Origin of the sequence: Achromobacter spanius (assembly GCF_002966795.1) — a bacterium.
Classification (GTDB): domain Bacteria; phylum Pseudomonadota; class Gammaproteobacteria; order Burkholderiales; family Burkholderiaceae_B; genus Achromobacter; species Achromobacter spanius_D.
On record NZ_CP023270.1, the window covers coordinates 1,475,102 to 1,499,149 of the forward strand.

The 24,048-nt window shown below is 65.0% G+C and carries 22 protein-coding genes; 17 read left to right on the top strand and 5 right to left on the bottom strand.

Annotated elements, in window-relative coordinates; genetic code table 11:
- The first annotated feature begins 71 nt into the window (after window positions 1-71).
- Both CLM73_RS06630 and CLM73_RS06635 read left to right on the top strand, forming a co-directional pair.
- Complete coding sequence (locus CLM73_RS06630) at window positions 72-1,016, top strand: CysB family HTH-type transcriptional regulator (RefSeq protein ID WP_008161940.1); 945 nt, start codon at window positions 72-74, stop codon at window positions 1,014-1,016.
- A 223-nt stretch (window positions 1,017-1,239) separates the two neighbouring features.
- Complete coding sequence (locus CLM73_RS06635) at window positions 1,240-1,563, top strand: DUF2325 domain-containing protein (protein ID WP_035212827.1); 324 nt, start codon at window positions 1,240-1,242, stop codon at window positions 1,561-1,563.
- A 189-nt stretch (window positions 1,564-1,752) separates the two neighbouring features.
- On the opposite strand, the gene CLM73_RS06640 is transcribed toward CLM73_RS06635, so the two are convergent.
- Window positions 1,753-2,412, bottom strand: a complete 660-nt coding sequence (locus CLM73_RS06640) for a C40 family peptidase (protein ID WP_199778262.1) — start codon at window positions 2,410-2,412, stop codon at window positions 1,753-1,755.
- Window positions 2,413-2,699: 287 nt separating this feature from the next.
- On the opposite strand from CLM73_RS06640, the gene CLM73_RS06645 reads away from it, so the two are divergent.
- From CLM73_RS06645 to ltaE, 6 genes are all read left to right on the top strand, one after another.
- Window positions 2,700-4,589: a propionate--CoA ligase gene (locus tag CLM73_RS06645; RefSeq protein ID WP_105237817.1), complete on the top strand. Its 1,890-nt coding sequence runs from the start codon at window positions 2,700-2,702 to the stop codon at window positions 4,587-4,589.
- On the top strand, window positions 4,586-4,993 hold the full coding sequence (locus tag CLM73_RS06650) for a heme-binding protein (protein WP_056567970.1): 408 nt from the start codon (window positions 4,586-4,588) through the stop codon (window positions 4,991-4,993). Before CLM73_RS06645 ends, CLM73_RS06650 begins: the two co-directional genes overlap by 4 nt.
- Window positions 4,990-6,330 (top strand): MFS transporter, encoded by a 1,341-nt coding sequence (locus tag CLM73_RS06655; protein WP_105237818.1) that lies wholly within the window; start codon window positions 4,990-4,992, stop codon window positions 6,328-6,330. Before CLM73_RS06650 ends, CLM73_RS06655 begins: the two co-directional genes overlap by 4 nt.
- Before the next feature lie 327 nt (window positions 6,331-6,657).
- A complete protein-coding gene (gene acs, locus CLM73_RS06660) occupies window positions 6,658-8,637 on the top strand; it encodes an acetate--CoA ligase (RefSeq protein ID WP_105237819.1) in 1,980 nt (659 codons plus the stop codon).
- A gap of 167 nt (window positions 8,638-8,804) precedes the next feature.
- A complete protein-coding gene (locus CLM73_RS06665) occupies window positions 8,805-9,653 on the top strand; it encodes a DMT family transporter (RefSeq protein WP_105241405.1) in 849 nt (282 codons plus the stop codon).
- 42 nt (window positions 9,654-9,695) lie between these two features.
- Window positions 9,696-10,706 carry a low-specificity L-threonine aldolase gene (gene ltaE / locus CLM73_RS06670; protein ID WP_105237820.1) on the top strand — a complete coding sequence of 337 codons (1,011 nt, stop codon included), beginning with the start codon at window positions 9,696-9,698 and terminating at the stop codon, window positions 10,704-10,706.
- 38 nt (window positions 10,707-10,744) lie between these two features.
- Here the strand turns inward: ltaE and CLM73_RS06675 are convergent, their stop codons facing one another.
- The 3 genes from CLM73_RS06675 to CLM73_RS06685 form a co-directional block, all read right to left on the bottom strand.
- A complete protein-coding gene (locus CLM73_RS06675; RefSeq protein ID WP_105237821.1) occupies window positions 10,745-11,089 on the bottom strand; it encodes an antibiotic biosynthesis monooxygenase family protein in 345 nt (114 codons plus the stop codon).
- 102 nt (window positions 11,090-11,191) lie between these two features.
- Window positions 11,192-12,043 carry an NAD-dependent epimerase/dehydratase family protein gene (locus CLM73_RS06680; RefSeq protein WP_105237822.1) on the bottom strand — a complete coding sequence of 284 codons (852 nt, stop codon included), beginning with the start codon at window positions 12,041-12,043 and terminating at the stop codon, window positions 11,192-11,194.
- A gap of 74 nt (window positions 12,044-12,117) precedes the next feature.
- Window positions 12,118-13,764, bottom strand: coding sequence for an electron transfer flavoprotein-ubiquinone oxidoreductase (locus CLM73_RS06685; RefSeq protein ID WP_199778263.1), 1,647 nt, complete (start codon window positions 13,762-13,764; stop codon window positions 12,118-12,120).
- 109 nt (window positions 13,765-13,873) lie between these two features.
- Between CLM73_RS06685 and CLM73_RS06690 the strand changes: the two genes are divergently transcribed.
- From CLM73_RS06690 to CLM73_RS06700, 3 genes are all read left to right on the top strand, one after another.
- A complete protein-coding gene (locus CLM73_RS06690; RefSeq protein ID WP_105237823.1) occupies window positions 13,874-14,326 on the top strand; it encodes an acyl-CoA thioesterase in 453 nt (150 codons plus the stop codon).
- A gap of 299 nt (window positions 14,327-14,625) precedes the next feature.
- Window positions 14,626-15,324: a CoA transferase subunit A gene (locus CLM73_RS06695; RefSeq protein ID WP_056567945.1), complete on the top strand. Its 699-nt coding sequence runs from the start codon at window positions 14,626-14,628 to the stop codon at window positions 15,322-15,324.
- A 12-nt stretch (window positions 15,325-15,336) separates the two neighbouring features.
- Window positions 15,337-15,990 (top strand): CoA transferase subunit B, encoded by a 654-nt coding sequence (locus CLM73_RS06700; protein ID WP_056567942.1) that lies wholly within the window; start codon window positions 15,337-15,339, stop codon window positions 15,988-15,990.
- Between the two features lie 90 nt (window positions 15,991-16,080).
- On the opposite strand, the gene CLM73_RS06705 is transcribed toward CLM73_RS06700, so the two are convergent.
- Entirely contained in the window at window positions 16,081-16,542 is a 462-nt protein-coding gene (locus CLM73_RS06705) for a GNAT family N-acetyltransferase (RefSeq protein ID WP_105237824.1), read from the bottom strand.
- Between the two features lie 202 nt (window positions 16,543-16,744).
- On the opposite strand from CLM73_RS06705, the gene CLM73_RS06710 reads away from it, so the two are divergent.
- From CLM73_RS06710 to gsiD, 6 genes are all read left to right on the top strand, one after another.
- The gene (locus CLM73_RS06710) at window positions 16,745-17,620 is read left to right on the top strand and encodes a MurR/RpiR family transcriptional regulator (RefSeq protein WP_056567930.1); all 876 of its coding nucleotides are present in this window, start codon (window positions 16,745-16,747) and stop codon (window positions 17,618-17,620) included.
- Window positions 17,617-18,597: an isoaspartyl peptidase/L-asparaginase family protein gene (locus CLM73_RS06715; protein ID WP_056567927.1), complete on the top strand. Its 981-nt coding sequence runs from the start codon at window positions 17,617-17,619 to the stop codon at window positions 18,595-18,597. Before CLM73_RS06710 ends, CLM73_RS06715 begins: the two co-directional genes overlap by 4 nt.
- Window positions 18,598-18,643: 46 nt before the next feature.
- A complete protein-coding gene (locus tag CLM73_RS06720) occupies window positions 18,644-20,530 on the top strand; it encodes a dipeptide ABC transporter ATP-binding protein (protein ID WP_105237825.1) in 1,887 nt (628 codons plus the stop codon).
- 37 nt (window positions 20,531-20,567) lie between these two features.
- On the top strand, window positions 20,568-22,121 hold the full coding sequence (gene gsiB / locus CLM73_RS06725) for a glutathione ABC transporter substrate-binding protein GsiB (protein ID WP_105237826.1): 1,554 nt from the start codon (window positions 20,568-20,570) through the stop codon (window positions 22,119-22,121).
- A gap of 89 nt (window positions 22,122-22,210) precedes the next feature.
- The gene (gsiC, locus tag CLM73_RS06730) at window positions 22,211-23,131 is read left to right on the top strand and encodes a glutathione ABC transporter permease GsiC (RefSeq protein ID WP_056322028.1); all 921 of its coding nucleotides are present in this window, start codon (window positions 22,211-22,213) and stop codon (window positions 23,129-23,131) included.
- A gap of 7 nt (window positions 23,132-23,138) precedes the next feature.
- Window positions 23,139-24,038: a glutathione ABC transporter permease GsiD gene (gene gsiD / locus CLM73_RS06735; protein ID WP_105237827.1), complete on the top strand. Its 900-nt coding sequence runs from the start codon at window positions 23,139-23,141 to the stop codon at window positions 24,036-24,038.
- The last annotated feature ends 10 nt before the right edge of the window (window positions 24,039-24,048 follow it).

Consider the following 24,048-nt stretch of genomic DNA (forward strand, 5'->3'; position numbering starts at 1 on the left):
CTTATACAAATAATTCATATAGCAAGGCGTTCTTATTACTTATAATTGGCCCGTCTATCAGGGGCCAATTAATGAACCTCCAGCAATTTCGTTTCGTGCGTGAAACCATCCGGCGCGACTTCAACCTGACCGAAGCCGCCCGGATGTTGTACACGTCGCAGCCCGGCGTCTCCAAGGCCATCATCGAGTTCGAGGACGAGCTGGGCATCAAGATCTTCGAACGCCACGGCAAGCGCATCAAGGGGCTGACCAAGCCGGGTCTGGCCGTGTCGCAGGTCATCGACCGCATCATGCGCGAAGTCGACAATCTGAAGAAGGTCAGCGACGAATTTGCGCGCCGCGATGAAGGCGGCCTGGTGATTGCCTGCACCCACACGCAGGCGCGCTACCTGCTGCCCCGCGTGATTCCCGCGTTCCGCAAGCAATTTCCCAAGGTGCACCTGTCGCTGGCCGAGGGCAGCCCCGCCCAGCTTGCCGAGATGGTGCTGCATGAACAGGCGGATCTGGCGCTGGCGACCGAATCGCTGGCACTGACGCCGGGCCTGGCGACCTTGCCGGTCTATGCGTGGGAGCACACCGTGGTGGTGCGGCCCGATCACCCCCTGGCCGAATTGACCTCCAGCGCCGCCAAGCGTCTGTCGCTGGCGCAGTTGGCCGAGTACCCCATCGTGACGTACGACCGTGCCTTCACCGGCCGCAGCACGATCGACGAGATCTTTGCCAATCAGGGCATTCATCCGGACATCGTGCTCGAGGCCATCGACGCCGACGTGATCAAGACGTATGTGGACGTGGGCCTGGGCATCGGCATCATCGCGGGCGTCGCCTATGACCCGCGCCGCGATTCCAATCTGGTCGGCCTGCCGGTGGGGCACCTGTTCGGCACGCACACCACCCGCGTGGGCGTGAAGGCGGGCGTGTTCCTGCGCGATTACGTCTACACCTTCCTGGAAATGCTGGCGCCGTCGCTGACCCGGGCGGTAGTCACCGATGCCGTGCAGGGGGCGCCGAAGTAGCCGCTTTGCCGGCCCCGGCTCACGGCTTTTGCTTTGCCAATGCGCGACGTCCTCACGACGTCGCGCTTTTTTTTGCCTGATGCCCTTGAGGAAAGCGTGAGACGGCTATCCCTTTCCATAAGCTCATAAAAATAATTAAATAAGAACCGATCTCATTTGAGTTGACGAAAAAATAGGAATCATTATCATTACATCCAGGCTCAACGACCCAGTGAGGTAAATCATGACGGCAGGACTTAGTGCAGTGGTAGTGGGCGCCGACCGCCTCGGCAATATTCCCGATCTGCTCAAGGGACACAACATCTCGATCACGCACCACATCAGCGGGCGCGATCCCTCGCATCAGAAGAAGACCCTGCAACTGCCTTCTGGCACGCAGCTGGTCATCCTGCTTACCGATTTCCTTGGCCACAATGTCATGAAGACGTTCCGCAACGCCGCGCAGCGCGGTGGCATCCGGGTCGTCGCTTGTCGCCGTTCCGTGTGCAGCATGCAGCAGGCCCTGCAGCAATGCGGCTTGTGCCCGCGCGCCGGTACCGTTCATTGATGGGACGCGTCTTGCCGCGCATCCACGACAAACTGGGGAGGCCGATACGGCCTGCGGTCTGAACGCCGCGAAGAGAACAAACAAAAACGCCGCCGGACGAAAGTCGGGCGGCGTTTTGCATTCTGGACGATGGCGGCAGCTAGGCCTGCGTGCGACTATGTTGCCTTTGAGGCAGGACAGGCAGGACGATCAGTTGGCCGCGCGGGCCGATGCCATCAGGGTGTTGTCCAGGCGGCGGGCGCCGTTGTAGCGCTTGGACCAGTAGGCCATGGTCATTTTTTCGACGCGCACTACGCCGCCGGCGCTGGGAGAATGCACGAAGCGGTCGTCGCCCAGGTAGATGCCAACGTGGGAAAAACGGCGGCCCATGGTGTTGAAGAAGACGAGGTCACCGGCTTGCAATTCGTTCTTGGCGACGGCCACGCCTTGCTGCGCGATCTCGGCGGCGTTGCGGGGGAGCTTGAGGCCCAGACCACGTTCGGCCGAGTAAGCAACGAGGCCGCTGCAGTCAAAGCCGGTGTCGGGGGAACTGCCGCCGAAGCGGTAGCGGATGCCCAGGTGATTCAGGGCTTCGCTGACCATGCCGTTGTCGGTGCCGACACCCGAATGGGTGCGCTGGCGTTCACGCTTGAATTTCTGGACCACCAGCATGCCGATGGGGTCATCGGCGGTGGCAACCCATTCCATCTCGTAGGGATCGATCTCGGACGTATGGGCGGTTGACTTTTGGCTAGTACTTGCACAACCCGCCAGACCCGCAAAGCATGCAACCAACGCGAGCATGCGCAGACCGCGCTTTGCAAGGCCAGAGGTTGAATTGAATCGCGCGGGTGTGGAGTGTCGATGCATTCGCCTGGGGAAGAATCACTGAACACAGCAAAAACCGCGCATTAGCCGCGGTTGGGGCCGAGATGTCAGCAAATTCAACAATTATGTGCAACTTCGCGGGGATTCTACCAAACTTTTAGTGCCGCTTCGTTACGTATCGGCCCTAAATATCCATGCAGCGTGGACATCTGGAAGAATTTTTTGACGTGCGGCAAGTCTCGTGCAAGGTTTGCCTACCAGAATGACCGAAATGATTAGAAAAAAAATCAATCAGCCTTAAGGCCTATGAACAATACCAGGAGACAAACATGCAAAGAACCCGGGATTTCCACTATCGGTCAGTGAATGACCGCGACGCGTTCTGGCGCGAAGAGGCTACGCGCATCCACTGGGAAACGCCTTTTGACAATGTGCTGGATTTCTCGCGTCCGCCCTTCGCCAAGTGGTTCGTCGGCGGGCGCACCAATCTTTGCTACAACGCCGTGGATCGCTGGCTGCCGACGCAGGCGGACAAGCCGGCGCTGATCTGGGTATCCACCGAGGTGGACCGCGAGCAGGTCTACACGCGCCAGGACGTCTTTGAAGAAGTGAACGCCGCCGCCGCCATGCTGCGCGTGCTGGGGGTGGGGCGCGGCGACCGGGTGCTGCTTTACATGCCGATGGTGCCGGAAGCCGTGTTCACGATGCTGGCCTGCGCGCGCATCGGGGCGGTGCATTCGGTGGTGTTCGGCGGGTTTGCGTCCGTGAATCTGGCGCAGCGCATCGACGATGCCGCGCCCAAGGTGGTGGTGTGCACGGATGGCGGCTCGCGGGGCGGCAAGGTCGTGCCGTACAAGCCGCTGCTGGACCGCGCCCTGAGCCTGGCAAAATCGCCGCCCGCGTCGGTCGTGGTGTTCGACCGCGGTCTGGCCCCGTTCGAGCCGGTGGCGGGACGCGACCTGGACTATGCCACGCTGCGCGAACGCCATCGCGGCGTGCGGGTGCCCGTCGAGTGGCTCGAATCGTCCGAGCCCAGTTACATCCTCTACACCTCCGGCACCACTGGCCGTCCCAAGGGCGTTCAGCGCGACACGGGCGGTTACGCCGTGGCGCTGGCGTCGTCCATGGAATACCTGTTCGATGGCAAGCCCGGCGACACGTATTTCTGCACCAGCGACATCGGCTGGGTGGTCGGGCATTCGTACATCGTCTACGGACCGCTCATCGGCGGGCAATCGACCATCCTGTACGAGGGGACGCCCGTGCGCCCGGACGGCGCGATTCTCTGGAAGCTGGTCGAGCAATTCGGCGTGAACACGCTGTTTTCGGCGCCCACGGCGGTGCGCGTGCTCAAGCGCCAGGATCCCGAGCTCTTGAGACGGCACGATCTGTCGACGCTGCGCGCCGTCTATCTGGCCGGCGAACCGCTCGACGAACCGACGGCGCAATGGATTTCCGAGGGCCTGGGCAAGCCCATCATCGACAACTACTGGCAGACGGAATCCGGCTGGCCGATCCTGTCGGCCCAGCCGGGCGTCGAGAAGGTCGCCACCCGGTTCGGCAGTCCATCGTTTCCGGTCTACGGCTTTGACGCGCGCATCGTCAGCGAGTCCACCGGCGAAGACCTGGGCCCTGACGAGAAGGGCGTGGTCGCCATCGTGCCGCCGCTGCCGCCCGGCGCCATGTCCACCATCTGGGGTGACGACGCGCGCTTCGTCGAGACCTACTTCACGTCCATCCCGGGCCGGCAGGTGTATTCGACCTTCGACTGGGGGCGGGTGGACGCCGATGGCTACTGGTTCATCCTGGGCCGTACGGACGACGTCATCAACGTGGCGGGCCACCGGCTCGGCACGCGCGAAATCGAGGAATCGGTCAACAGCCACAACGGCATCGCGGAATGCGCAGTGGTGGGCGTGTCCGACCCGCTCAAGGGGCAGGTCGCCATGGCGTTCGCCGTGCTGAAGAATCCCGCCGGTGCCGACACGCCGGAAGCGGCAAAGCAGCTGGAAGCGGATATCATGCGGCTGGTGGAAGAACAGCTTGGGGCGGTGGCAAGGCCGGCCAGGATCCGGTTCGTGGGCGCCCTGCCCAAGACCCGTTCCGGCAAGGTGCTGCGCCGCGCGATCGTCGCGGTATGCGAGTCGCGCGACCCCGGCGACCTGACCACCATGGAAGACCCTAACGCCCTCGAACAGATCAAGGAGTCACTGCAATGAAAACCAAACCCGTGCTGAGCGCCGACGACGTCAAAAAGATCCTGGCCGCGGCCGAAGCACACGCCTTGCAGAACAAGTGGGCCGTCACCATCGCCGTGACCGACGATGGCGGCCATCTGCTGGGCATGCTGCGCCTGGACGATGCGGCGCCGATCTCGTCGCACATCGCGCCCGCCAAGGCCAAGACGGCCGCGCTGGGCCGCCGCGAATCGCGCATCTACGAAGAACTGATCAACAACGGCCGCTACTCGTTCCTGTCGGCGCCGCTGATCGAAGGCATGCTCGAGGGCGGCGTGCCGGTCGTCGTTGACGGCCAGGTCGTGGGTGCGGTGGGCGTTTCGGGCGTGAAGTCGACCGAAGACGTGCAGATCGCGCAAGCAGGCATCGCCGCGCTGGGCCTATGAGCCAGGCGCTGCCGCCGGAAACGCCAGCAGGCGTTTCCGCGCAGGACACCCGGGGGGCGGACAGCGGTCCGCTGAACCCCGGCGTGCAACGGCGCGAAGTCTGGGCCTGGGCCATGTACGACTTCGCGAACTCCGGCTACACCACCGTGATCCTCACGGCGGTCTTCAGCGCCTATTTTGTCGGTGTGGTCGCCGGTGGCGCCTCTTGGGCCACGCTGGCCTGGACGTCCACGCTGTCGCTTTCGTACCTCCTCATCATGCTGACCATGCCGACGCTGGGCGCGCGCGCCGATGCGCGGGCCAGCAAGCGGCGGCTGCTCTACACCAGCACGGCCGGATGCGTGGCGGGCATGCTGGTCCTCACGCAGGCAGGGCCGGGCGACGTCTGGCTGGCGCTGGCAGCCATCATCGTGTGCAACTTCTGCTATTGCGTCGGTGAGTCCGTGGTCGCGGCGTTCCTGCCCGAACTGGCCAAGCCGCAGGCGCTGGGCCGCGTTTCAGGCTGGGGATGGAGCTTCGGTTATTGCGGCGGCATGCTGACGCTGGGCCTGTCGATCGTGGTGGTGACGCTGGCCGAGGCTCGCGGCGAAACGGCGGAACAATTCGTGCCGTGGGTCGTCGTGGTGACGGCGTCGGTGTTTGCAGTGGCCGCACTGCCGTCGTTCTTCATGCTGCGCGAGCGCGCCACGCCGCAGCCCGGCAATCTGCCCGCGCTGCATATGCTTAAGCGCCTGGCCTATGCCTGGCGCGAAACGGGCCTGCACTTTCCGGAATTCCGGCGTCTGTTGATTTGCATTGCCTGCTATCAGGCTGGCATCTCGGTCGTCATCGTGTTGGCCGCGGTGTATGCGTCCGAGGTCATGGGATTCACCACGCAGCAGACCATGCTGCTGATGTTTACCGTGAATATCGGCGCGGCGGCCGGGGCGTTTTCGTTCGGCTACGTGCAGGACCGCATCGGCCACAAGCCGGCACTGGCCATCACGCTGGTCGGGTGGATCGTGATGGTGCTGACGGCTTATGCCGCCGTGACCGCGCCGGTGTTCTGGGTGGCGGCCGTGCTGGCCGGCCTGTGCATGGGCACGACGCAAAGCGCGGGCCGCGCCATGACCGGCGCGCTGGCGCCCGTGGGCCGGCTGGCCGAGTTCTATTCGCTGTGGACCTTTGCCGTGCAGCTTGCCGCCGTGATCGGCCCCTTGACGTACGGGCTGGTGACGTGGGTCACTGAAGGCAATCATCGCCTTGCCATCCTTGTCACGGGGCTGTTCTTCGTCGGCGGACTGGTCCTGTTGTCGCGCGTGGACATGAAGCGCGGCCTCGCCCGGCAGGCCGCCTGAATGCGGTATACGCCAAGCGGGAAGCGGCTGCTATCCTTATGGACTGCCTTGTGCCGCCGCGTCTCGATGCGGCGGCACATGCTGATTGCTTGGCATTGTTGACGCGTCGCAGTGCGGCGCGTCGTTGGCTTGTGCATGCTGCCCGGTCGGCGCCTTGCGGCGTCTTCCAGCCCAGATCCGGCGCAGACGCATCGCCTTGGGCCTCGTCAATCTGCGGGCTCCGGCCCGCATTTTGCGTAAGGTGCCCGTAAGAGCGCGGCGATACGGTTGCAGGTGGGTAATAAAAAAGCAGCATAAACAACAGAATCACCGATTGGAGACAAGATCATGTCGAACGCTATTGAGTCCGTACTGGTGGAAAACCGCGTGTTTCCGCCGCCCGAGCGCGCCGCGCAGGGCGCCGCGATTTCCAGCATGGACGCCTACAACGCGCTGTGCGCGCAGGTCGAAAACGACTTCGACGGATTCTGGGCCGGACAGGCCCGCGACAATCTGCAGTGGACCAAGCCCTTCACGCAGGTGCTGGACGAGTCCGATGCCCCGTTCTACCGCTGGTTCGGCGACGGCGAACTGAACGTCTCGGCCAACTGCCTGGACGTCCACCTGACCAACGGCAACGCCGACAAGACCGCCATCATCTTCGAATCCGACGACGGCAAGGTCGACAAGGTCACCTACCGCGAGCTGCTGGCGCGCGTGTGCCGCTTTGCCAACGGGCTGGCGGCGCTGGGCTACAAGAAGGGCGATCGCGCCATCATCTACATGCCCATGTCCATCGAAGCCGTGGTCGCCATGCAGGCCTGCGCCCGCCTGGGCGTGACGCACTCGGTGGTGTTCGGCGGCTTCTCGGCCAAGAGCCTGCAGGAACGCATCGTGGACGTGGGCGCCTCGCTCATCATCACCGCCGACGAACAGGTGCGCGGCGGCAAGACCATTCCGCTCAAGCCTGCCGTCGAAGAAGCCATCGCCATGGGCGGCTGCGAAGCCGTCACCAAGGTCGTCGTGTACCGCCGCACGGGCGGCAAGGTGCAATGGAACGAAGGCCGCGACGTCTGGATGCAGGACGTCGAGGCCGGCCAGCCCGACACCTGCGAACCCGTTCCGGTCAACGCCGAGCATCCGCTGTTCATCCTTTACACGTCCGGCTCCACCGGCAAGCCCAAGGGCGTGCAGCATTCGTCCGCCGGCTACCTGCTGTGGGCGCTCTTGACCGTCAAGTGGACCTTCGACGCCCGCAAGGACGACGTCTACTGGTGCACGGCCGACGTGGGCTGGGTCACGGGTCACACGTACATCACCTACGGTCCGCTTGCCGCGGGCCTGACGCAGATCGTCTTCGAAGGCGTGCCCACGTTCCCCAACGCGGGCCGCTTCTGGGACATGATCGCGCGCCACAAGGTCACCACGTTCTACACCGCGCCGACCGCGATCCGCTCGCTGATCAAGGCTTCCGAAGCCACGCCCGACGCGCATTCCAAGAACTACGACCTGGACTCGCTGCGCATCATCGGCACGGTGGGCGAGCCCATCAACCCCGAAGCCTGGATGTGGTATCACAAGAACGTCGGGCGCGAGCGCTGCCCCATCGTGGATACCTGGTGGCAGACCGAAACCGGCGGGCACATGATCACGCCGCTGCCGGGCGCCACGCCCACCAAGCCGGGCTCGTGCACGTTGCCCCTGCCGGGCATCGCCGCGGCCATCGTGGACGAGACCGGCGGCGACGTCGAAAAGGGCAATGGCGGCTTCCTGGTCATCAAGCGTCCGTGGCCCGCCATGATCCGCAACATCTGGGGCGACCCGGAGCGCTTCAAGAAGAGCTACTTCCCGTCTGAACTGCGCGGGTATTACCTGGCGGGCGACGGCGCGCAGCGCGACGCGGACGGCTACTTCTGGATCATGGGCCGTATCGATGACGTGCTGAACGTCTCGGGTCACCGCCTGGGCACGATGGAAGTCGAGTCGGCGCTGGTGGCGCATGAAATGGTGGCCGAGGCCGCCGTCGTGGGCCGTCCCGACGACACGACCGGCGAGGCCGTCGTGGCCTTCGTGGTGCTCAAGCGTTCGCGTCCGGAGGGCGAAGAGGCCCAGGCCATCGCCAAGCAATTGCGCGACTGGGTGGCCCGCGAGATCGGCCCCATCGCCAAGCCCAAGGACATCCGTTTTGGCGACAACCTGCCCAAGACCCGTTCGGGCAAGATCATGCGCCGCCTGCTGCGCGTGGTCGCCAAGGGCGAGGAAGTGACGCAGGACGTGTCCACGCTGGAAAACCCCGCCATCCTGGAGCAGCTCGCCAAGCCGCTGTAAATGCAACCGGCCGGATTACGCCGGCCGTTTGCAGCGCGACAGGCGCATAATGACGACGCCCGTGCCGGCATGTTGCGGCACGGGCGTCGTCATTCCTGGATTGCCAAATCTCTTTGCATGGAGCCGCACCCGTGAGCAGCAGTTTCGATCGCGCAGGGCTTGCCCTGATGTTCAGCACCATCCTGGTCTGGGCGGGAAGCTGGATCGCGATGAAGCTGATCGTGCCCTACATCGGGCCGTTCGACTTCGTGGCGCTGCGCTACGTGACAGGCAGCCTGGTGCTCTTCGCGCTCGCGATCGCCACGCGCCGGCCGCTGGGAATGCCGCCCTGGAAACTGACCCTCTTGATCGGCCTGACCCAGACGGCGGGCTTTCAGGGCTTCGTGCAGACCGCGCTGGTGGACGGGGGCGTGGGCAAGGTGTCGCTCATGGCCTACACGATGCCGTTCTGGGTGGTGCTGTTTGCGTGGTGGCTGCTGGGCGAACGGCCCACGGCCCGGCACGCGGCGGGCATCGCGTTGGCCGCCGTCGGCCTGATCTGTTTCGTTGAGCCCTGGAACGGGCTGGGCGACATCCGCCCCGTGTTGCTGGGCCTGGGCAGTGGCCTGTGCTGGGGCGTGGGCACGGTGCTGTCCAAACGCATGTTCGACCGCCATGCGCCGGATGTGATGACGTTCACTGCATGGCAGATGCTGTTCGGCGGCCTGGTCATGGTGCCCATCGCCTATCTGGTGCCGCAGATGACCGCCCAATGGGGCTGGCCGCTCTGGACCGGCATGACCTACATTGTGTTGATCGCCACCGCGGCGGGCTGGTTGCTGTGGCTGCAGGTGGTGCGCCGGGTGCCCGCGTCGATCGCGGGCCTGTCCAGCCTGGGCGTGCCGGTGGTGGCCATGCTGCTGGCGTGGGCCATCCTGTCCGAGCGCCCCACGCCCGTCGAGCTGGGCGGCATGGTGCTGATCCTGGCCGGCATTTTTGTGGTGAGCCGTGCCGCGCCTGCGGCGCGCGCCGACTGACCTTTCCGAATTCCTGTTCTCTCCGACCCCCTGGAAACCTTCATGATTGATCTGCGTAGCGATACCGTCACCCGCCCCGGCGCGGCCATGTTGCAGGCGATGGCCAATGCCCCGTTGGGCGATGACGTGATGGGCGATGATCCCACCGTGATCCGCCTGCAAAAGACGTTGGCCGAGCGCACCGGCAAGGCGGCCGGCCTGTTCTTCCCGTCGGGCACGCAAAGCAACCTGGCCGCGCTCATGGCGCACTGCGGCCGCGGCGACGAGTACCTGGTTGGCCAGCTTGCGCACACCTACAAGTACGAGGGCGGCGGCGCGGCGGTGCTGGGCAGCATCCAGCCCCAGCCCATCGAGCATGCACCCGATGGCTCGCTGCCGCTGGACAAGCTGGCCGCGGCGCTCAAGCCCAAGGGCGATCCGCACTTTGCGCGCACGCGCCTGCTGGCGCTGGAAAACACCTTCCACGGCAAGCTGATCCCCGCCGCGTACATCCAGGCCGCCACGTCGTGGGCGCGTGAGCAGGGCCTTGCCACGCACCTGGACGGCGCCCGTGTGTTCAACGCGGCCGTCGCCAGCGGCAAGCCCGTGGCGGATCTTTGCCAGCCGTTCGACACGGTGTCCATCTGCTTTTCGAAGGGACTGGGCGCGCCGGTCGGGTCGGTACTGGTCGGCAGCGAGGAATTGATCGCCAGCGCCCACCGCTGGCGCAAGATGCTGGGCGGCGGGCTGCGCCAGTCCGGTGTGCTGGCGGCGGCGTGCCTGCATGCGCTGGAGCACAACGTGGAACGGCTTGCGCAGGACCACGAGAATGCGCGCCTCCTGGCCGAAGGCCTGCGAGGCATCCCCGGCGTCAAGGTGCTGAGCCAGGACACCAACATGGTGTTCGTGGAGTTCGAGCCGTCTCGCTGCGATGCGCTGACGGCGGCGCTGGCCAAGGAAGACATCCTGATGCGCGCCGTTTATGGCGGTCCGACGCGCCTGGTCACGCACCTGAACGTGTCGGCCGACGATGTGCGGCGCGTGGTCGATACGATCGGGCGCCTGCTGCGATAGGCGGTCCGGGCGAACGCGATCGCCCCATCGCCACCGGGTCAGCCGTGACGTTCGCGGCTGTCCGCGGGCGCCTCGTCGCGTTCCTGCATGCCGTAGTCGCGCAGCACCTGCGCGACGCGCAGTCGGTAGTTTTGAAAGACGCCGCCGCGCCCGGCCTCCTGCGCGCGGCGGTGCGATTCCAGCGAGCGCCAGCGCAGCACCGCGGCCTCGTCGCGCCAGAATGACAGCGACAGCAGTTTGCCGGGCGTGGACAGGCTTTGAAAGCGTTCGACGGAGATGAAGCCGTCGATTTTGCGCAGCTCGTCGATCAGGCCGGCGGCAATCTCCAGATAGGGCGCGGGGTCGCCATGGGCGGGCTCGACTTCGAATATCACGGCAATCATGGGTTGCTGTCCTCTGGAAAATCAAACTGGGCCAGCACGCCGGGCCGGCCCAGGCCGCCAGTATCCGCCAGCACCGAAGGCAACGATTCGGCGCGAGTCGAACTATGCCTGCGCCGTGCCGCCTTCGGCCAGCAACGCCGCGTAGCCCTGCCGCGAATCGGGCCATTGCAGCGTCAGGCCGCTCGCGCGCAGGCGCGCATTGCTGAGCTTCTTGCTGCCCACGTTGGCGGGCGCCGCCGCCTCGCGCGGCGCTGGGGCGCCGATCATGGCGGCGAGTTCGGCATACAAAACATGCAGCGGCAGCGGCGTGTCGTCGCAGCCGACATACACGGGCGCGACCTCGGGCAGCAACGCCAGATGCACCACCGCGGCGGCCGCGTCGTCGATGTGAATGCGATTGGCCCAATGCTCGGGCTGAACGGGCGCGCCCGCCGCGCCGCTGCGCAATCGTTCGATGAGCTGCATGCGGCCCGGCCCGTACAGGCCCGCCAGCCGCAGCGCCGTCGCGGAAACCGGCTGGGCGGCCAGCGCGGCCTCGGCCTCGAGCAGCACCTGCCCGTTAAAGCCCTGCGGCGCGGGCGGCGTGTCTTCGTCCACCCAGCCGCCGTGATGTTCGCCGTACACCGCGCTGGAGGACACGAACACGATGCGCTTCAGGCTGGACGTGTCCAGCGCCTTCAATACGTTGGCCAAGCCATCGACAAACACGCCGCGGTACGCCTGCGGATCGCGCGCGCCGGGCGAGGGCAGGTGGATGAGCCGCGTCACCCCTTGCGGCAGGCTGCCCAGCGTGTCCGGGCGCGTGATGTCGCCCTGCAGCCACTGGATGCCGCTGGCATCGCCGGCGGGCGGGTGGCGGCGTAGCGCATGGACCTCGTCGCCGCGCGCCAGAAAGCGCTGCGCCGCGCGCAGGCCCAGGTCGCCGCAGCCGATCAGAAGTACGCGTTCGCTCATGGTGTCGCTCCAGGCAGTCGGAAAAAAGGCGCCCCGCGGGGCGCCTGGTAGGCAGGCGCGGTGCGCCCGTCGTGTCACATGCCGCTGTAGACCGGCCCTTCGCCGCCTTGCGGCGCCACCCAGACGATGTTCTGCGTGGGGTCCTTGATGTCGCAGGTCTTGCAGTGCACACAGTTCTGCGCGTTGATCTGCAAGCGGTCGTCGCCGTGGTCGTCCTTGACGAACTCGTACACGCCGGCCGGGCAATAGCGCGATTCAGGGCCGCCATACTTGGCCAGGTTCACCTTCACCGGCACGGACGGATCCTTGAGCGTCAGGTGGACCGGCTCGTTCTCGTCGTGGTTGGTGTTGGAGATGAACACCGAACTGAGCTTGTCGAACGTGAGCTTGCCGTCGGGCTTGGGGTAGTCGATACGCGCGCACTGCGACGCGGGTTGCAGACAGGCGTGGTCGGGCTTGTTGTGGCGCAGCGTCCAGGGCATCTTGCCCTTGAGCACCAGTTGCTCGATGCCGGTCATCAGCGTGGCGACCGTGCGGCCCTTCTTGAACCACTGCTTGAAATTGCGCGCCTTGTTCAGTTCCTCGTGCAGCCACGACGCTTCGAAGGCCTTGGGGTAGGCGGTCAGCTCGTCCTGGCGGCGGTCGGCAACGATGGCGTCGAACGCCGCTTCGGCGGCCAGCTTGCCCGACTTGATGGCGGCATGGCTGCCCTTGATGCGCGAGGCGTTCAGGAAACCGGCTTCGCAGCCAGCCAGCACGCCGCCCGGGAACGTGAGCTTGGGCAGGGCCAGCAGGCCGCCGGCCGTGATGGCGCGGGCGCCGTAGGCAATGCGCTTGCCGCCTTCGAACGTGCCGCGAATGGCCGGATGCGTCTTGTAGCGCTGGAATTCGTCGAAGGGCGACAGCCACGGATTGGCGTAGTCCAGGCCGACGATCATGCCCACGGCCACCAGGTTGTTGTCCAGGTGATAGAGGAACGAGCCGCCGTAGGTGTCGGCGTCCAGCGGCCAGCCGGCGGTGTGGACCACCAGGCCGGGCTTGGATTGGGCCGGATCGACTTCCCACATTTCCTTGATGCCGATGCCGTACGACTGCGGGTTGCGGCCGTCGTCCAGCTTGAAGCGTTCGATGAGCTGACGGCCCAATTGGCCGCGCGAGCCTTCGCTGAACACCGTGTAGCGGGCATGCAGTTCCATGCCGGGCTGGTAGTGGTCGGTGTGGCTGCCGTCGCGGGCCACGCCCATGTCGCCGGTGGCCACGCCGCGCACGGCGCCGTTCTCGTCGTACAGCACTTCAACGGCCGCAAAACCGGGGAAGATGTCCACGCCCAGCGCTTCGGCCTGCTCGCCCATCCACTTGACGACGTCGCCCAGACGGACGATGTAGTTGCCTTCGTTATGGAAGCACGGCGGCAGCAGCCAGTTTGGCGTGGCGCGCGCGCCGGTCTCGGACAGGAACAGGAACTTGTCCTGCGTGACCGGCACGTTCAGCGGCGCGCCTTTCTCTTTCCAGTCGGGGATGAGCTCGGTCAGCGCCAGCGGGTCCATGACGGCGCCGGACAGGATGTGCGCGCCAAGTTCCGCGCCTTTCTCCAGTACGCAGACGCCGATCTCCTGATTCTTCTCAGCGGCCAACTGCTTCAGACGGATTGCTGTGGCCAGGCCGGCGGGACCACCGCCAACCACGACCACGTCATATTCCATCGACTCGCGTTCAGACATTGCAAAGCTCCCCGTATGTATTCCATATATGGCTGGAAGTATTATCGGCGATTGTATTGCAGGCGAGGGTCCTGTACCCCTTCGCATTTCTTTTAGCCTTCAGGAGTTATTGGTGAACCCGGACAACCTGTCTGCGCGGCTGCTTTCGGTGGGCGACACCCATCAGCTCGAATTGCCTTTGCGCTGGGGCGATTCAGACGCCTTGAACCATCTGAACAACACGCTGTATTTCCGCCTCATGGAAGAGGCCCGCATGCAGATTCTGTATAACGCGGGCTTCAAGCTGCCGGCCGACGATGGCGCGATCCTGGCGCACGCGTCGTGCGATTTCCTGCGTCCGCTGACGTATCCGGCCACGGTCCGCGTGACCCACAAGGTGACGCGCATCGGCCGCTCCAGCGCCGAATTCGAGCTGTTGCTCGATAAGGTCGGCGACGACGCCGGCCCCTACGCGCGTGGCCGCAACGTGCTGGTATGGATGGATTACGTGGCCAATACGTCCGCGCCGTGGCCGCCCGAAGTCCTGGCGCAGATGGCCACGCAGTTCACGCCGGCCCAGTGAGCGCGCGCGGCCGCGGGCCGCGCACCGGCCAAAATAGCGCGTGCTTTGGCCGGTCATGCCGGTAAAATCTAGCGCAAAATCAGAAAAGCAATGAGGGCGCGCCACCCTCGGCGCCGCCGCTTCACGGAAATCGGGCCTCGCCGCGATGCCCGTGTTGTTGGCGCCAACAGCCGCGCCCCAAGGAAAGACAGGGCCTGTCCCGCATTCCCGATTTTTCCGGGACCCGCGTAGCCTTATGGCAAACCGGGTAGCGGCGGGACGGGCTCACTTTGTTTAGACCTTAACTAGGAGTTGGAGCGATGGACAAGGTTTATGCAAGCGCCCAGGAGGCGCTGGCAGGCATCGTCAAGGACGGTCAGATGATCGCCGTGGGCGGTTTCGGCCTGTGCGGTATCCCCGAGGCACTGATCGCCGCGCTGCGCGATTCGGGCGTCAAGGATCTCACCTGCATCAGCAACAATGCGGGCGTCGACGGGTTTGGCCTGGGCCAACTGCTCAATACGCGTCAGGTGCGCAAGATGATCGCGTCCTACGTCGGCGAGAACAAGGAATTCGAACGGCAGTACCTGTCTGGCGAACTCGAGCTTGAATTCACGCCGCAGGGCACGCTGGCCGAAAAGCTGCGCGCTGGCGGCGCGGGCATCCCGGCGTTCTTTACCCGCACCGGCGTGGGCACCATCGTGGCCGACGGCAAGGAAATCCGCGAGTTCGACGGCCATCAGTACGTGATGGAACGTTCGCTGGTGCCGGACGTGTCGCTGGTCAAGGCGCACATCGCCGACCGCAGCGGCAACCTGGTGTTCCGCAAGACGGCCCGCAACTTCAATCCGAACGTCGCCATGGCCGGCAAGTTCACGGTGGTCGAAGTCGAACAGATCGTCGACACCGGCAGCCTGGACCCGGATCAGATCCACCTGCCCGGCATCTATGTGCAACGGATCGTGGTGAACGCCACGCCCGAAAAGCGCATCGAACAACGCACCACTCGCCCGGCCTAAGGAGAAGACGACATGGCATGGTCCCGCGATGAAATGGCGGCACGCGCCGCGCGCGAGCTGCAAGACGGCTTTTATGTGAACCTGGGCATCGGCCTGCCCACGCTGGTCGCCAACCACGTCCCCGCGGGCGTGGAAGTGTGGCTGCAATCCGAAAACGGCCTGCTGGGCATCGGCCCGTTCCCCACCGACGATCAGGTCGACGCTGACCTCATCAATGCCGGCAAGCAGACGGTCACGACGCTGCCCGGCTCGTCGATCTTCTCGTCGGCCGATTCGTTTGCGATGATCCGCGGCGGCAAGATCAACCTGGCGATCCTGGGCGCGATGCAGGTCTCGGAAAAGGGCGACCTGGCCAACTGGATGATCCCGGGCAAGATGGTCAAGGGCATGGGCGGCGCAATGGACCTGGTGGCCGGCGTTGGCCGCGTGGTCGTGCTGATGGAACACGTTGCCAAGAAGAAGGACGGCTCCGAAGACATCAAGCTGCTGCCCGAATGCAATCTGCCGCTGACCGGCGTGGGCGTGGTTGACCTCATCATCACCGACCTGGGCGTGATGGAAGTCACCGAAAACGGCCTGAAGCTGCTGGAAACGGCGCCCGGCGTGACGGTGGACGAGATCAAGTCCAAGACGGCGGCGAAGCTGGACGTGTCGGCGGTGCAGTAAACGCGCGAACACCGGCGGTTCGCCGCCGGCAGCAAAGCAATGGCGCCCCAACCAGGGGCGCCATTTTTTATGTCGGTTTGCAGCGCGTGGTCACGCAGTCTCTTGCAGCAGCATCCCCACATGCGGGATGCCATCCTCCATGTATTCCTCGGTCACCGGCACAAAGCCGTGGCCGCCGTAATAGCCTTTGAGCCGCGCCTGCGCGCCCAGATAGACCGGCTGATCCGGCCACAAGCGCTGCACTTCTTGCTTGGCGCGGCGCATCAGTTCATGGCCCAGCCCAGTGCCGCGGGCGGCGGGGGCGGTGATCACGCGGCCGATGATGGCGCGGCCGTCGTTCAGGGACGGCTCCAGCAGGCGGCAATAGGCCACCAGCTCACCGTCCTGCCATGCCATCAGGTGTTCGGTCTGCCCCAGCAGGTCCTTGCCGTCCATGTCCAGAAACACGCAGTTCTGTTCCACCACGAATACCTCGGAGCGCAGCCGCAGGATGGCGTAGAGCTCGGCGGGGGTCAGGTCGGCGTGGGGCTTGCAGGTCCAGGCGGGCGTCATGCGGGTCATTCCAGATAGCGGGACAAAGGGGGCAATTCTGTAAGGGCAACTAGCGTAACGCAACCCGGCCCCGATTTTTAGAGCCGGACTGTTACATCTATTCACGGGTATACCCTTAGTATGAAAATCTATTTTCTTAACTAAAATTTGTGTGTAAACAGATTTACATAAACCCGCCGTCTGAATTCCACCACGCTGTTCGATGACCAAGTCCGCCATTACGATCGCTGATCGGATCGCCCGGGCCCAGCCCGCGCTGAGCCGGACCCAGCACAAGATGGCCGAGTACGTGCTGGCGCACCAGTTCCGCGCCGCCACCATGACCATCGACGAATTTGCCGCGGCGGTGGGCGTGTCGGTCGCCACGGCCAACCGCTTTGCGCGCGCCCTGGATCTGCCGGGCTACCCGCAGTTCCGCGCCGAACTGGCCCGGGGTTTCGAAGCCGCGCTGGAACCCGTCGAAAAGCTGCGCACCGAGCTGGCGCATTCCGCCAGCGCTGTCCAGATCTTCGCCGCGACGCTCGAAGAAGACATCCGCAACGCGCAGCGCAACCTGCAAGCCCTGGATTCGGACGCCTGTGAAAAGGCGGTCGACACGATTCTGGCCGCCGAACGCGTCTTCATCATCGGTTTCGGCGCCAGCGGGTTTCTTGCGGGTCTCCTGCAGCGCGGCCTGTGCATGCACCTGCATTCCGTCGAATCGCTGGCCGGTCCCGGCGGCGTGTCGCACGCGGCGCGGCAGATGTCGCGCATGACCAGCAAAGACCTGGTGATCGCCATCGGTTTTCCGCGCTATCTGGCCGACACCGTGACGCTGGCCGGCGCGGCCAAGCAGGCCGGCGTGCCGGTGCTGGTGCTGACGGACAAGCCCACGTCGCCGCTGGCGCCCACGGCCTCCGTCGTGCTGTACGCATTCTCGGCGCGCCAGCTCATTCCCAATTCCGAAACCGCCGCGCTCGGGCTCATCGAAGCCCTGTCCGCGGCGGTGGCCTATCGGGCCAAAAATTCCGTCGCGGCCGCCGCTGGGGTGACCCAGTCCGTCATGCCGTGGCTCATACATGGAGTAGGTAAACGATGATTCAGCCCGTGATTGCCATTCACGGCGGCGCCGGCGCGATGTCCCGCGCGGCCATGTCTCCCGAGAAGGAACAGGAATACCTGGCGGCCCTGGAGTCCATCCTGACCGCCGGCCAAGCCGTGCTGGCCAAGGGCGGCAGCGCCCTGGACGCCGTGACCGAGGCCGTGCGCCTGCTCGAGGATTGCCCGCTGTTCAACGCCGGCCACGGCGCCGTGTTCACCAGCGCCGGCACCCATGAGCTGGATGCCGCCATCATGGACGGCGCCACGCTGCGTTCGGGCGCCATCGCCAACGTGAACCGCGTGCGCAACCCGATCTTTGCCGCGCGCAAGGTCATGGAAAACAGCAAGCACGTGTTCTTCGTGGGCGAGGGCGCGGAAGCGTTCGCCACCCAGGAAGGCCTGGAGCTCGTCGACCCGTCGTACTTTTCGACCGAAGCCCGCCGCGAGCAGCTGCTGCGCGTGCAGCGCGAGACGCCGGACGCCGCCGTGCTGGATCACGACGGCCAGGCCATGGTCGCGCGCGGCCAGCCCGCGCCCGCCGACCCGCTGGACGCCGACAAGAAGTTCGGCACCGTGGGCGCCGTGGCTGTCGATGCGCAGGGCAACCTGGCTGCCGCCACCTCCACCGGCGGCATCACCAACAAGCAGGTCGGCCGCGTGGGCGATGCGCCCCTGATCGGCGCCGGCACCTATGCCAGCAACAAGACCTGCGCCGTGTCCACCACGGGCACGGGCGAAATGTTCATCCGCATGGTTGCCGCGTACGACGTGGCGGCCCAGATGGAATACTGCGGCGCCTCGCTGGAAGCAGCGGCGGACCGCGTCGTGATGGAAAAACTGCCCACCATCGGCGGCAAGGGCGGCCTGGTGGCCGTCGACGCCCAGGGCAATGTGGCCTTGCCGTTCAACACGGAAGGCATGTACCGGGGTTACGCCCGCGTTGGCGAGAAGCCGGTAACCGCCATCTACCGATGAGCGGCGGCGGTTTGGATCAGTAGGTTTATTTTGGGAATGAGAAGAGATGGTTGATCGCGCAAACAGCCTGGCGCTGCCGGATAACCGCGTGGTCCAGGTCGACGACCTGACGGTGCGCTTCGTGGGTTCCGAGCGGACGGTCGAAGCCGTGCGCAACCTGTCGTTCCATGTGGACCGGGGCGAGACCCTGGCCATCGTGGGCGAATCGGGTTCGGGCAAATCGGTGACGTCGCTGGCGCTGATGCGTCTGGTGGAACATGGCGGCGGCCGCATCGCTCAGGGTCGCATGGCCCTGCGCCGCCGTAACGGTTCCGTGATCGACCTGGCCAATTCCAGCCAGCGCGTCATGCGTGACGTGCGCGGCGCCGACATGGCAATGATTTTCCAGGAGCCGATGACCTCCTTGAACCCGGTGTTCACGGCCGGCGATCAGATCGCCGAATCGATCCGCGAACACCAGGGCATGGACAGCGCCTCGGCGCGCGCCGAAGCGCTGCGCATGCTGGAACAGGTCCGCATTCCCGAAGCCAAGTCGGTGCTGGACCGCTACCCCCATCAACTGTCGGGCGGCATGCGCCAGCGCGTAATGATCGCCATGGCGCTGGCCTGCAAGCCGGCGCTGCTGATCGCCGACGAGCCGACCACCGCACTGGACGTGACCATCCAGGCACAGATCCTGCAACTGATCCGTCAGCTTCAGGAAGAGATGCACATGGGCGTGGTGTTCATCACCCACGACATGGGCGTGGTGGCCGAAGTGGCCGATCGCGTGCTGGTCATGTTCCGTGGCGACAAGGTCGAGGAAGGCCCGTCGGACCAGGTGTTTGCCGCGCCCCAGCACAGCTACACGAAGGCGTTGCTGTCGGCCGTGCCGAAGCTGGGCGCCATGCAGGGCACGGACCTGCCCGCGCGCTTCCCGCTGCTGCAGGTCGAAGGCAAGGCCCAACCCGTGGCCGAGCCCGGCGCCGTCAGCACGCAGGAAGTGCCCAACGCCAAGCGCGAGCCCATCCTGAGTGTGCGCAACCTGGTGACGCGTTTTGATCTGCGCGGCGGCATCCTGAGCCGCGTGCAGCGCCGTGTGCACGCCGTGGAAAAGGTCAGCTTCGACCTGTACCCCGGCGAGACGCTGTCGCTGGTCGGCGAGTCCGGCTGCGGCAAGTCCACGACGGGCCGCTCGCTGCTGCGCCTGGTGGAAAGCCAGGGCGGCGAGATCCGCTTCGGCGGCCGCGACATCGTGCGTCTGAAGAACAACGAGCTGCAATCCCTGCGCCGCGACATCCAGTTCGTGTTCCAGGATCCGTTTGCATCGCTGGATCCGCGCGTGACCGTGGGCTTCTCGATCATGGAGCCGCTGCTGGTGCACGGCGTGGCCAAGGGCAAGGATGCCGAACGCCGCGTCGCCGAACTGCTCGAGCGCGTGGGCCTGCCGCCGGAAATGGCGCAGCGCTACCCGCATGAATTCTCGGGCGGCCAGCGCCAGCGCATCTGCATCGCGCGCGCCCTGGCCCTGAACCCGAAGGTCGTGATCGCGGACGAATCCGTGTCGGCGCTGGACGTGTCGATCCAGGCGCAGATCGTGAACCTGCTGATCGACCTGCAGCGCGACATGGGCATCTCGTTCCTGTTCATCTCGCATGACATGGCCGTGGTCGAACGCGTCAGCCACCGCGTGGCGGTGATGTACCTGGGCCAGATCGTCGAGATCGGCCCGCGCCGCGCCATCTTCGAGAATCCGCAGCACCCCTACACCAAGAAGCTGATGTCCGCCGTGCCGATCGCCGATCCGGCACGCCGCCACCTGAAGCGCACCTTGTTGTCGGATGAAATCCCCAGCCCGATCCGCAAACTGAACGACGAACCGGTGGTGCAGCCGCTGGTGCAGGTCGGTACGGATCATTTTGTAGCCCGCCATCCCGTCGGCGGCGCGTATTGACTCAGTAGTTGACCTTTTTTTGGAACCAGGAGTTGCAATGATGAAAGTTCTGCGCCCCACCAAGCTGATGGCCGCTGCCGCGCTGGCCTTCGGCGTGCTCACCGCGCCGATGGCTCACGCCGCCAAGGACGTGACGTTTGCCGTTTCCATCGCGCTGGAAACGCTGGACCCGTACAACACGAACAGCACGCTGAACCAGGCGGCTGGCAAGGCCTACTACGAAGGCCTGTTTGAATTCGACAAGGACTTGAAGGTCCAGAAGGTGCTGGCGACCGATTACACGGTCAGCGAAGACGGCCTGGTCTACACGTTCAAGCTGCGTCCCGGCGTGAAGTTCCATGACGGCACCGACTTCAACGCCGAAGCGGTCAAGGTCAACTTCGACCGTCCGGCCAATCCGGACAACCGCCTGTCGCGCTACATCCAGTTCAGCGTCATCGAAAAGACCGAAGTCGTCGATCCGATGACCGTCAAGATCACGCTGAAGAAGCCGTTCTCGGCCTTCATCAACGCGCTGGCCCACCCGGCCGCCATGATGATCTCGCCGGCCGCCCTGGCCAAGTACGGCAAGGAAATCGGCTTTCACCCGGTTGGCACGGGCCCGTTCGAATTCGTCGAATGGAAGCCGGCCGAGTACCTGAAGGTCAAGAAGTTCGCCGGCTACTGGAAGCAAGGCTACCCGAAGGTCGACACGCTGACCTTCCGCACCGTGACCGACAACAACACCCGCGCCGCCGTGGTGCAGACGGGTGAAGCGCACTTCGCCTTCCCGGTGCCGTTCGAGCAGGCCGCCGTGCTGAAGAAGAACGACAAGCTGGACGTGGTCGATCACAAGAACTCGATCATGGCCCGCTACCTGTCGATGAACACGCAGCAAAAGCCGTTCGACAACGTCAAGGTGCGTGAAGCCATCAACTACGCCATCAACAAGGACGCCCTGGCCAAGGTCGCGTTCTCGGGCTACGCCACCGTCATCGACGGCGTCGTGCCGCAAGGCGTGGACTACGCGCACAAGATCGGCGCATGGCCCTACGACATCAAGAAGGCCAAGGCCCTGCTGGCCGAAGCCGGCTACCCCAACGGCTTCGAAAGCACGCTGTGGTCCGCCTATAACGACGGCACCTCGGTGAAGGTCGTTCAGTTCCTGCAGCAGCAGCTCGCCCAGGTCGGCATCAAGGTTTCCGTGGAAGTCCTGGAATCCGGCCAGCGCGTGCAGCGCGTCCAACAGGTGCAAAAGCCTGAAGACGCCAAGGTCCGCATGTACTACGCCGGCTGGTCGTCCTCGACCGGTGAAGCCGACTGGGGCCTGCGTCCGCTGCTGACCACCGCCGCGTTCCCGCCGGTGCTGAACAACGTGTCGTACTACTCGAACAAGACGGTGGACGAAGGCGTCCAGCAAGCGCTGGCCACGACGGACCGCGAGAAGAAGACCGAGATCTACAAGAACGTTCAGGAAACCATCTGGAAGGACGCCCCGTGGGCCTTCCTGGTGACCCAGAACAACCTGTACGTCAAGTCGAAGAACCTGTCGGGCGTGTACGTTGAGCCGGACACCTCGTTCTGGTTCGGCGACATCGACCTGAAGCAGTAAACCAAGCAGTAACTCTCGGGGCCTTCGGGCCCTTGTAAGGCCACATACGGCGGGGACGCGGTGTCCCCGCCGATGTTGCAGGAATTTCAATGCTGACCTACATCGTCAAACGTCTTCTGGGCATGATCCCCACGCTGCTGCTGGTAGCGGTGGTCGTGTTCCTGTTTGTGCACATGCTTCCGGGCGACCCGGCACGGCTGGCCGCTGGCCCCGAGGCCGACCAGCAAACCGTCGAGCTCGTGCGCAAGGAACTTGGGCTGGATCTGCCTCTGCCGCAGCAGTTCGTGCGCTACTTCAGCCACATGCTGCAGGGCGACCTCGGGACCTCGCTGCGCACCAAGCGCCCCGTCTCGACCGAAATCGCCGACCGTTTCATGCCCACCTTGTGGCTCACCCTTGCGAGCATGGTGTGGTCAGTCGGCTTCGGCATGATCATCGGCATCGTGTCGGCCGTATGGCGCAATCGCTGGCCCGACCGTCTCGGCATGACGCTGGCGGTGTCCGGCATCTCGTTCCCCGCGTTCGCGCTGGGCATGATGCTGATGCAGATCTTCTCGGTGAACCTGGGCTGGCTCCCCACCGTGGGTGCATCGACCTGGCAACACTACATTCTTCCCTCCATCACGCTGGGCGCCGCGGTGGCTGCCGTGATGGCGCGTTTCACGCGGGCCTCGTTCGTCGAAGTCGTGCAGGAAGACTTCGTGCGCACCGCCCGCGCCAAGGGCTTGTCCGAGCGCCGCGTGATCATCAAGCACGCGCTGCGCAATGCGCTGATTCCCGTCGTGACCATGATGGGCCTGCAGTTCGGCTTCCTGCTGGGCGGCTCGATCGTGGTCGAGACCGTGTTCAACTGGCCCGGCCTTGGCCGCCTGCTGGTGGACGCCGTGACCCAGCGCGACTATCCGGTGATCCAGGGCCTCGTGCTGCTGTTCTCGCTGGAATTCATCCTGATCAACCTGATTGTCGACGTGCTCTATGGCGTCATCAATCCCAGCATCCGTTACAAGTGAGGCGGCCATGAGCAATACGACACCCGCCGCGACCATCGCCGCCGTCCCCAAGAACGACGTGCGCACGCCCGCCACCGAGTTCTGGCGCAAGTTCAAGAAGCAGAAGCTTGCCGTCGGCGCCGGCCTCTTCGTCCTGCTGCTGGTCATCGTCGCGGCCTTCGCGCCGTGGATCGTGCCGTTCGACCCGGAGAACTTCTTCGACTATGACGCGCTGAACGCCAGCCCGTCGCTGACGCACTGGCTGGGCGTGGATTCGCTGGGCCGCGACATCTTCAGCCGCATCGTCATGGGCGCGCGCATCTCGCTGGCCGCGGGCTTCCTGTCGGTCGCCATGGGCGCCATCGTCGGCACCTTCATGGGTCTGATGGCCGGCTACTACGAAGGCTGGTGGGAACGCATCACGATGCGCATCTCCGACGTGCTGCTGGCGTTCCCCGGCATGCTGCTGGCCATTGGCGTGGTTGCCATCCTGGGTTCCAGCATGGTCAACGTGATCGTGGCCGTGGCCGTGTTCAGCGTGCCCGCGTTTGCCCGCCTGGTGCGCGGCAACACGCTGTCGATCAAGCAGATGACGTACGTCGAAGCCGTCAAGAGCGTGGGCGCGTCCGACTGGACGATCATCATGCGCCACATCCTGCCCGGCACGATCTCGCCGATCGTGGTGTACGGCACGATGCGGATCGGCACCTCGATCATCACCGCCGCCAGCCTGTCGTTCCTGGGCATGGGCGCTTCGCCTCCCACGCCGGAGTGGGGCGCGATGCTGAACGAAGCGCGCGCCGACATGGTCATCGCACCGCACGTCGCGATCTTCCCGGCGCTGGCGATCTTCCTGACGGTGCTGGCGTTCAACCTGCTGGGCGACGGCCTGCGCGACGCGCTCGATCCCAAGATCGACCGCAAGTAAACCTGCCGCC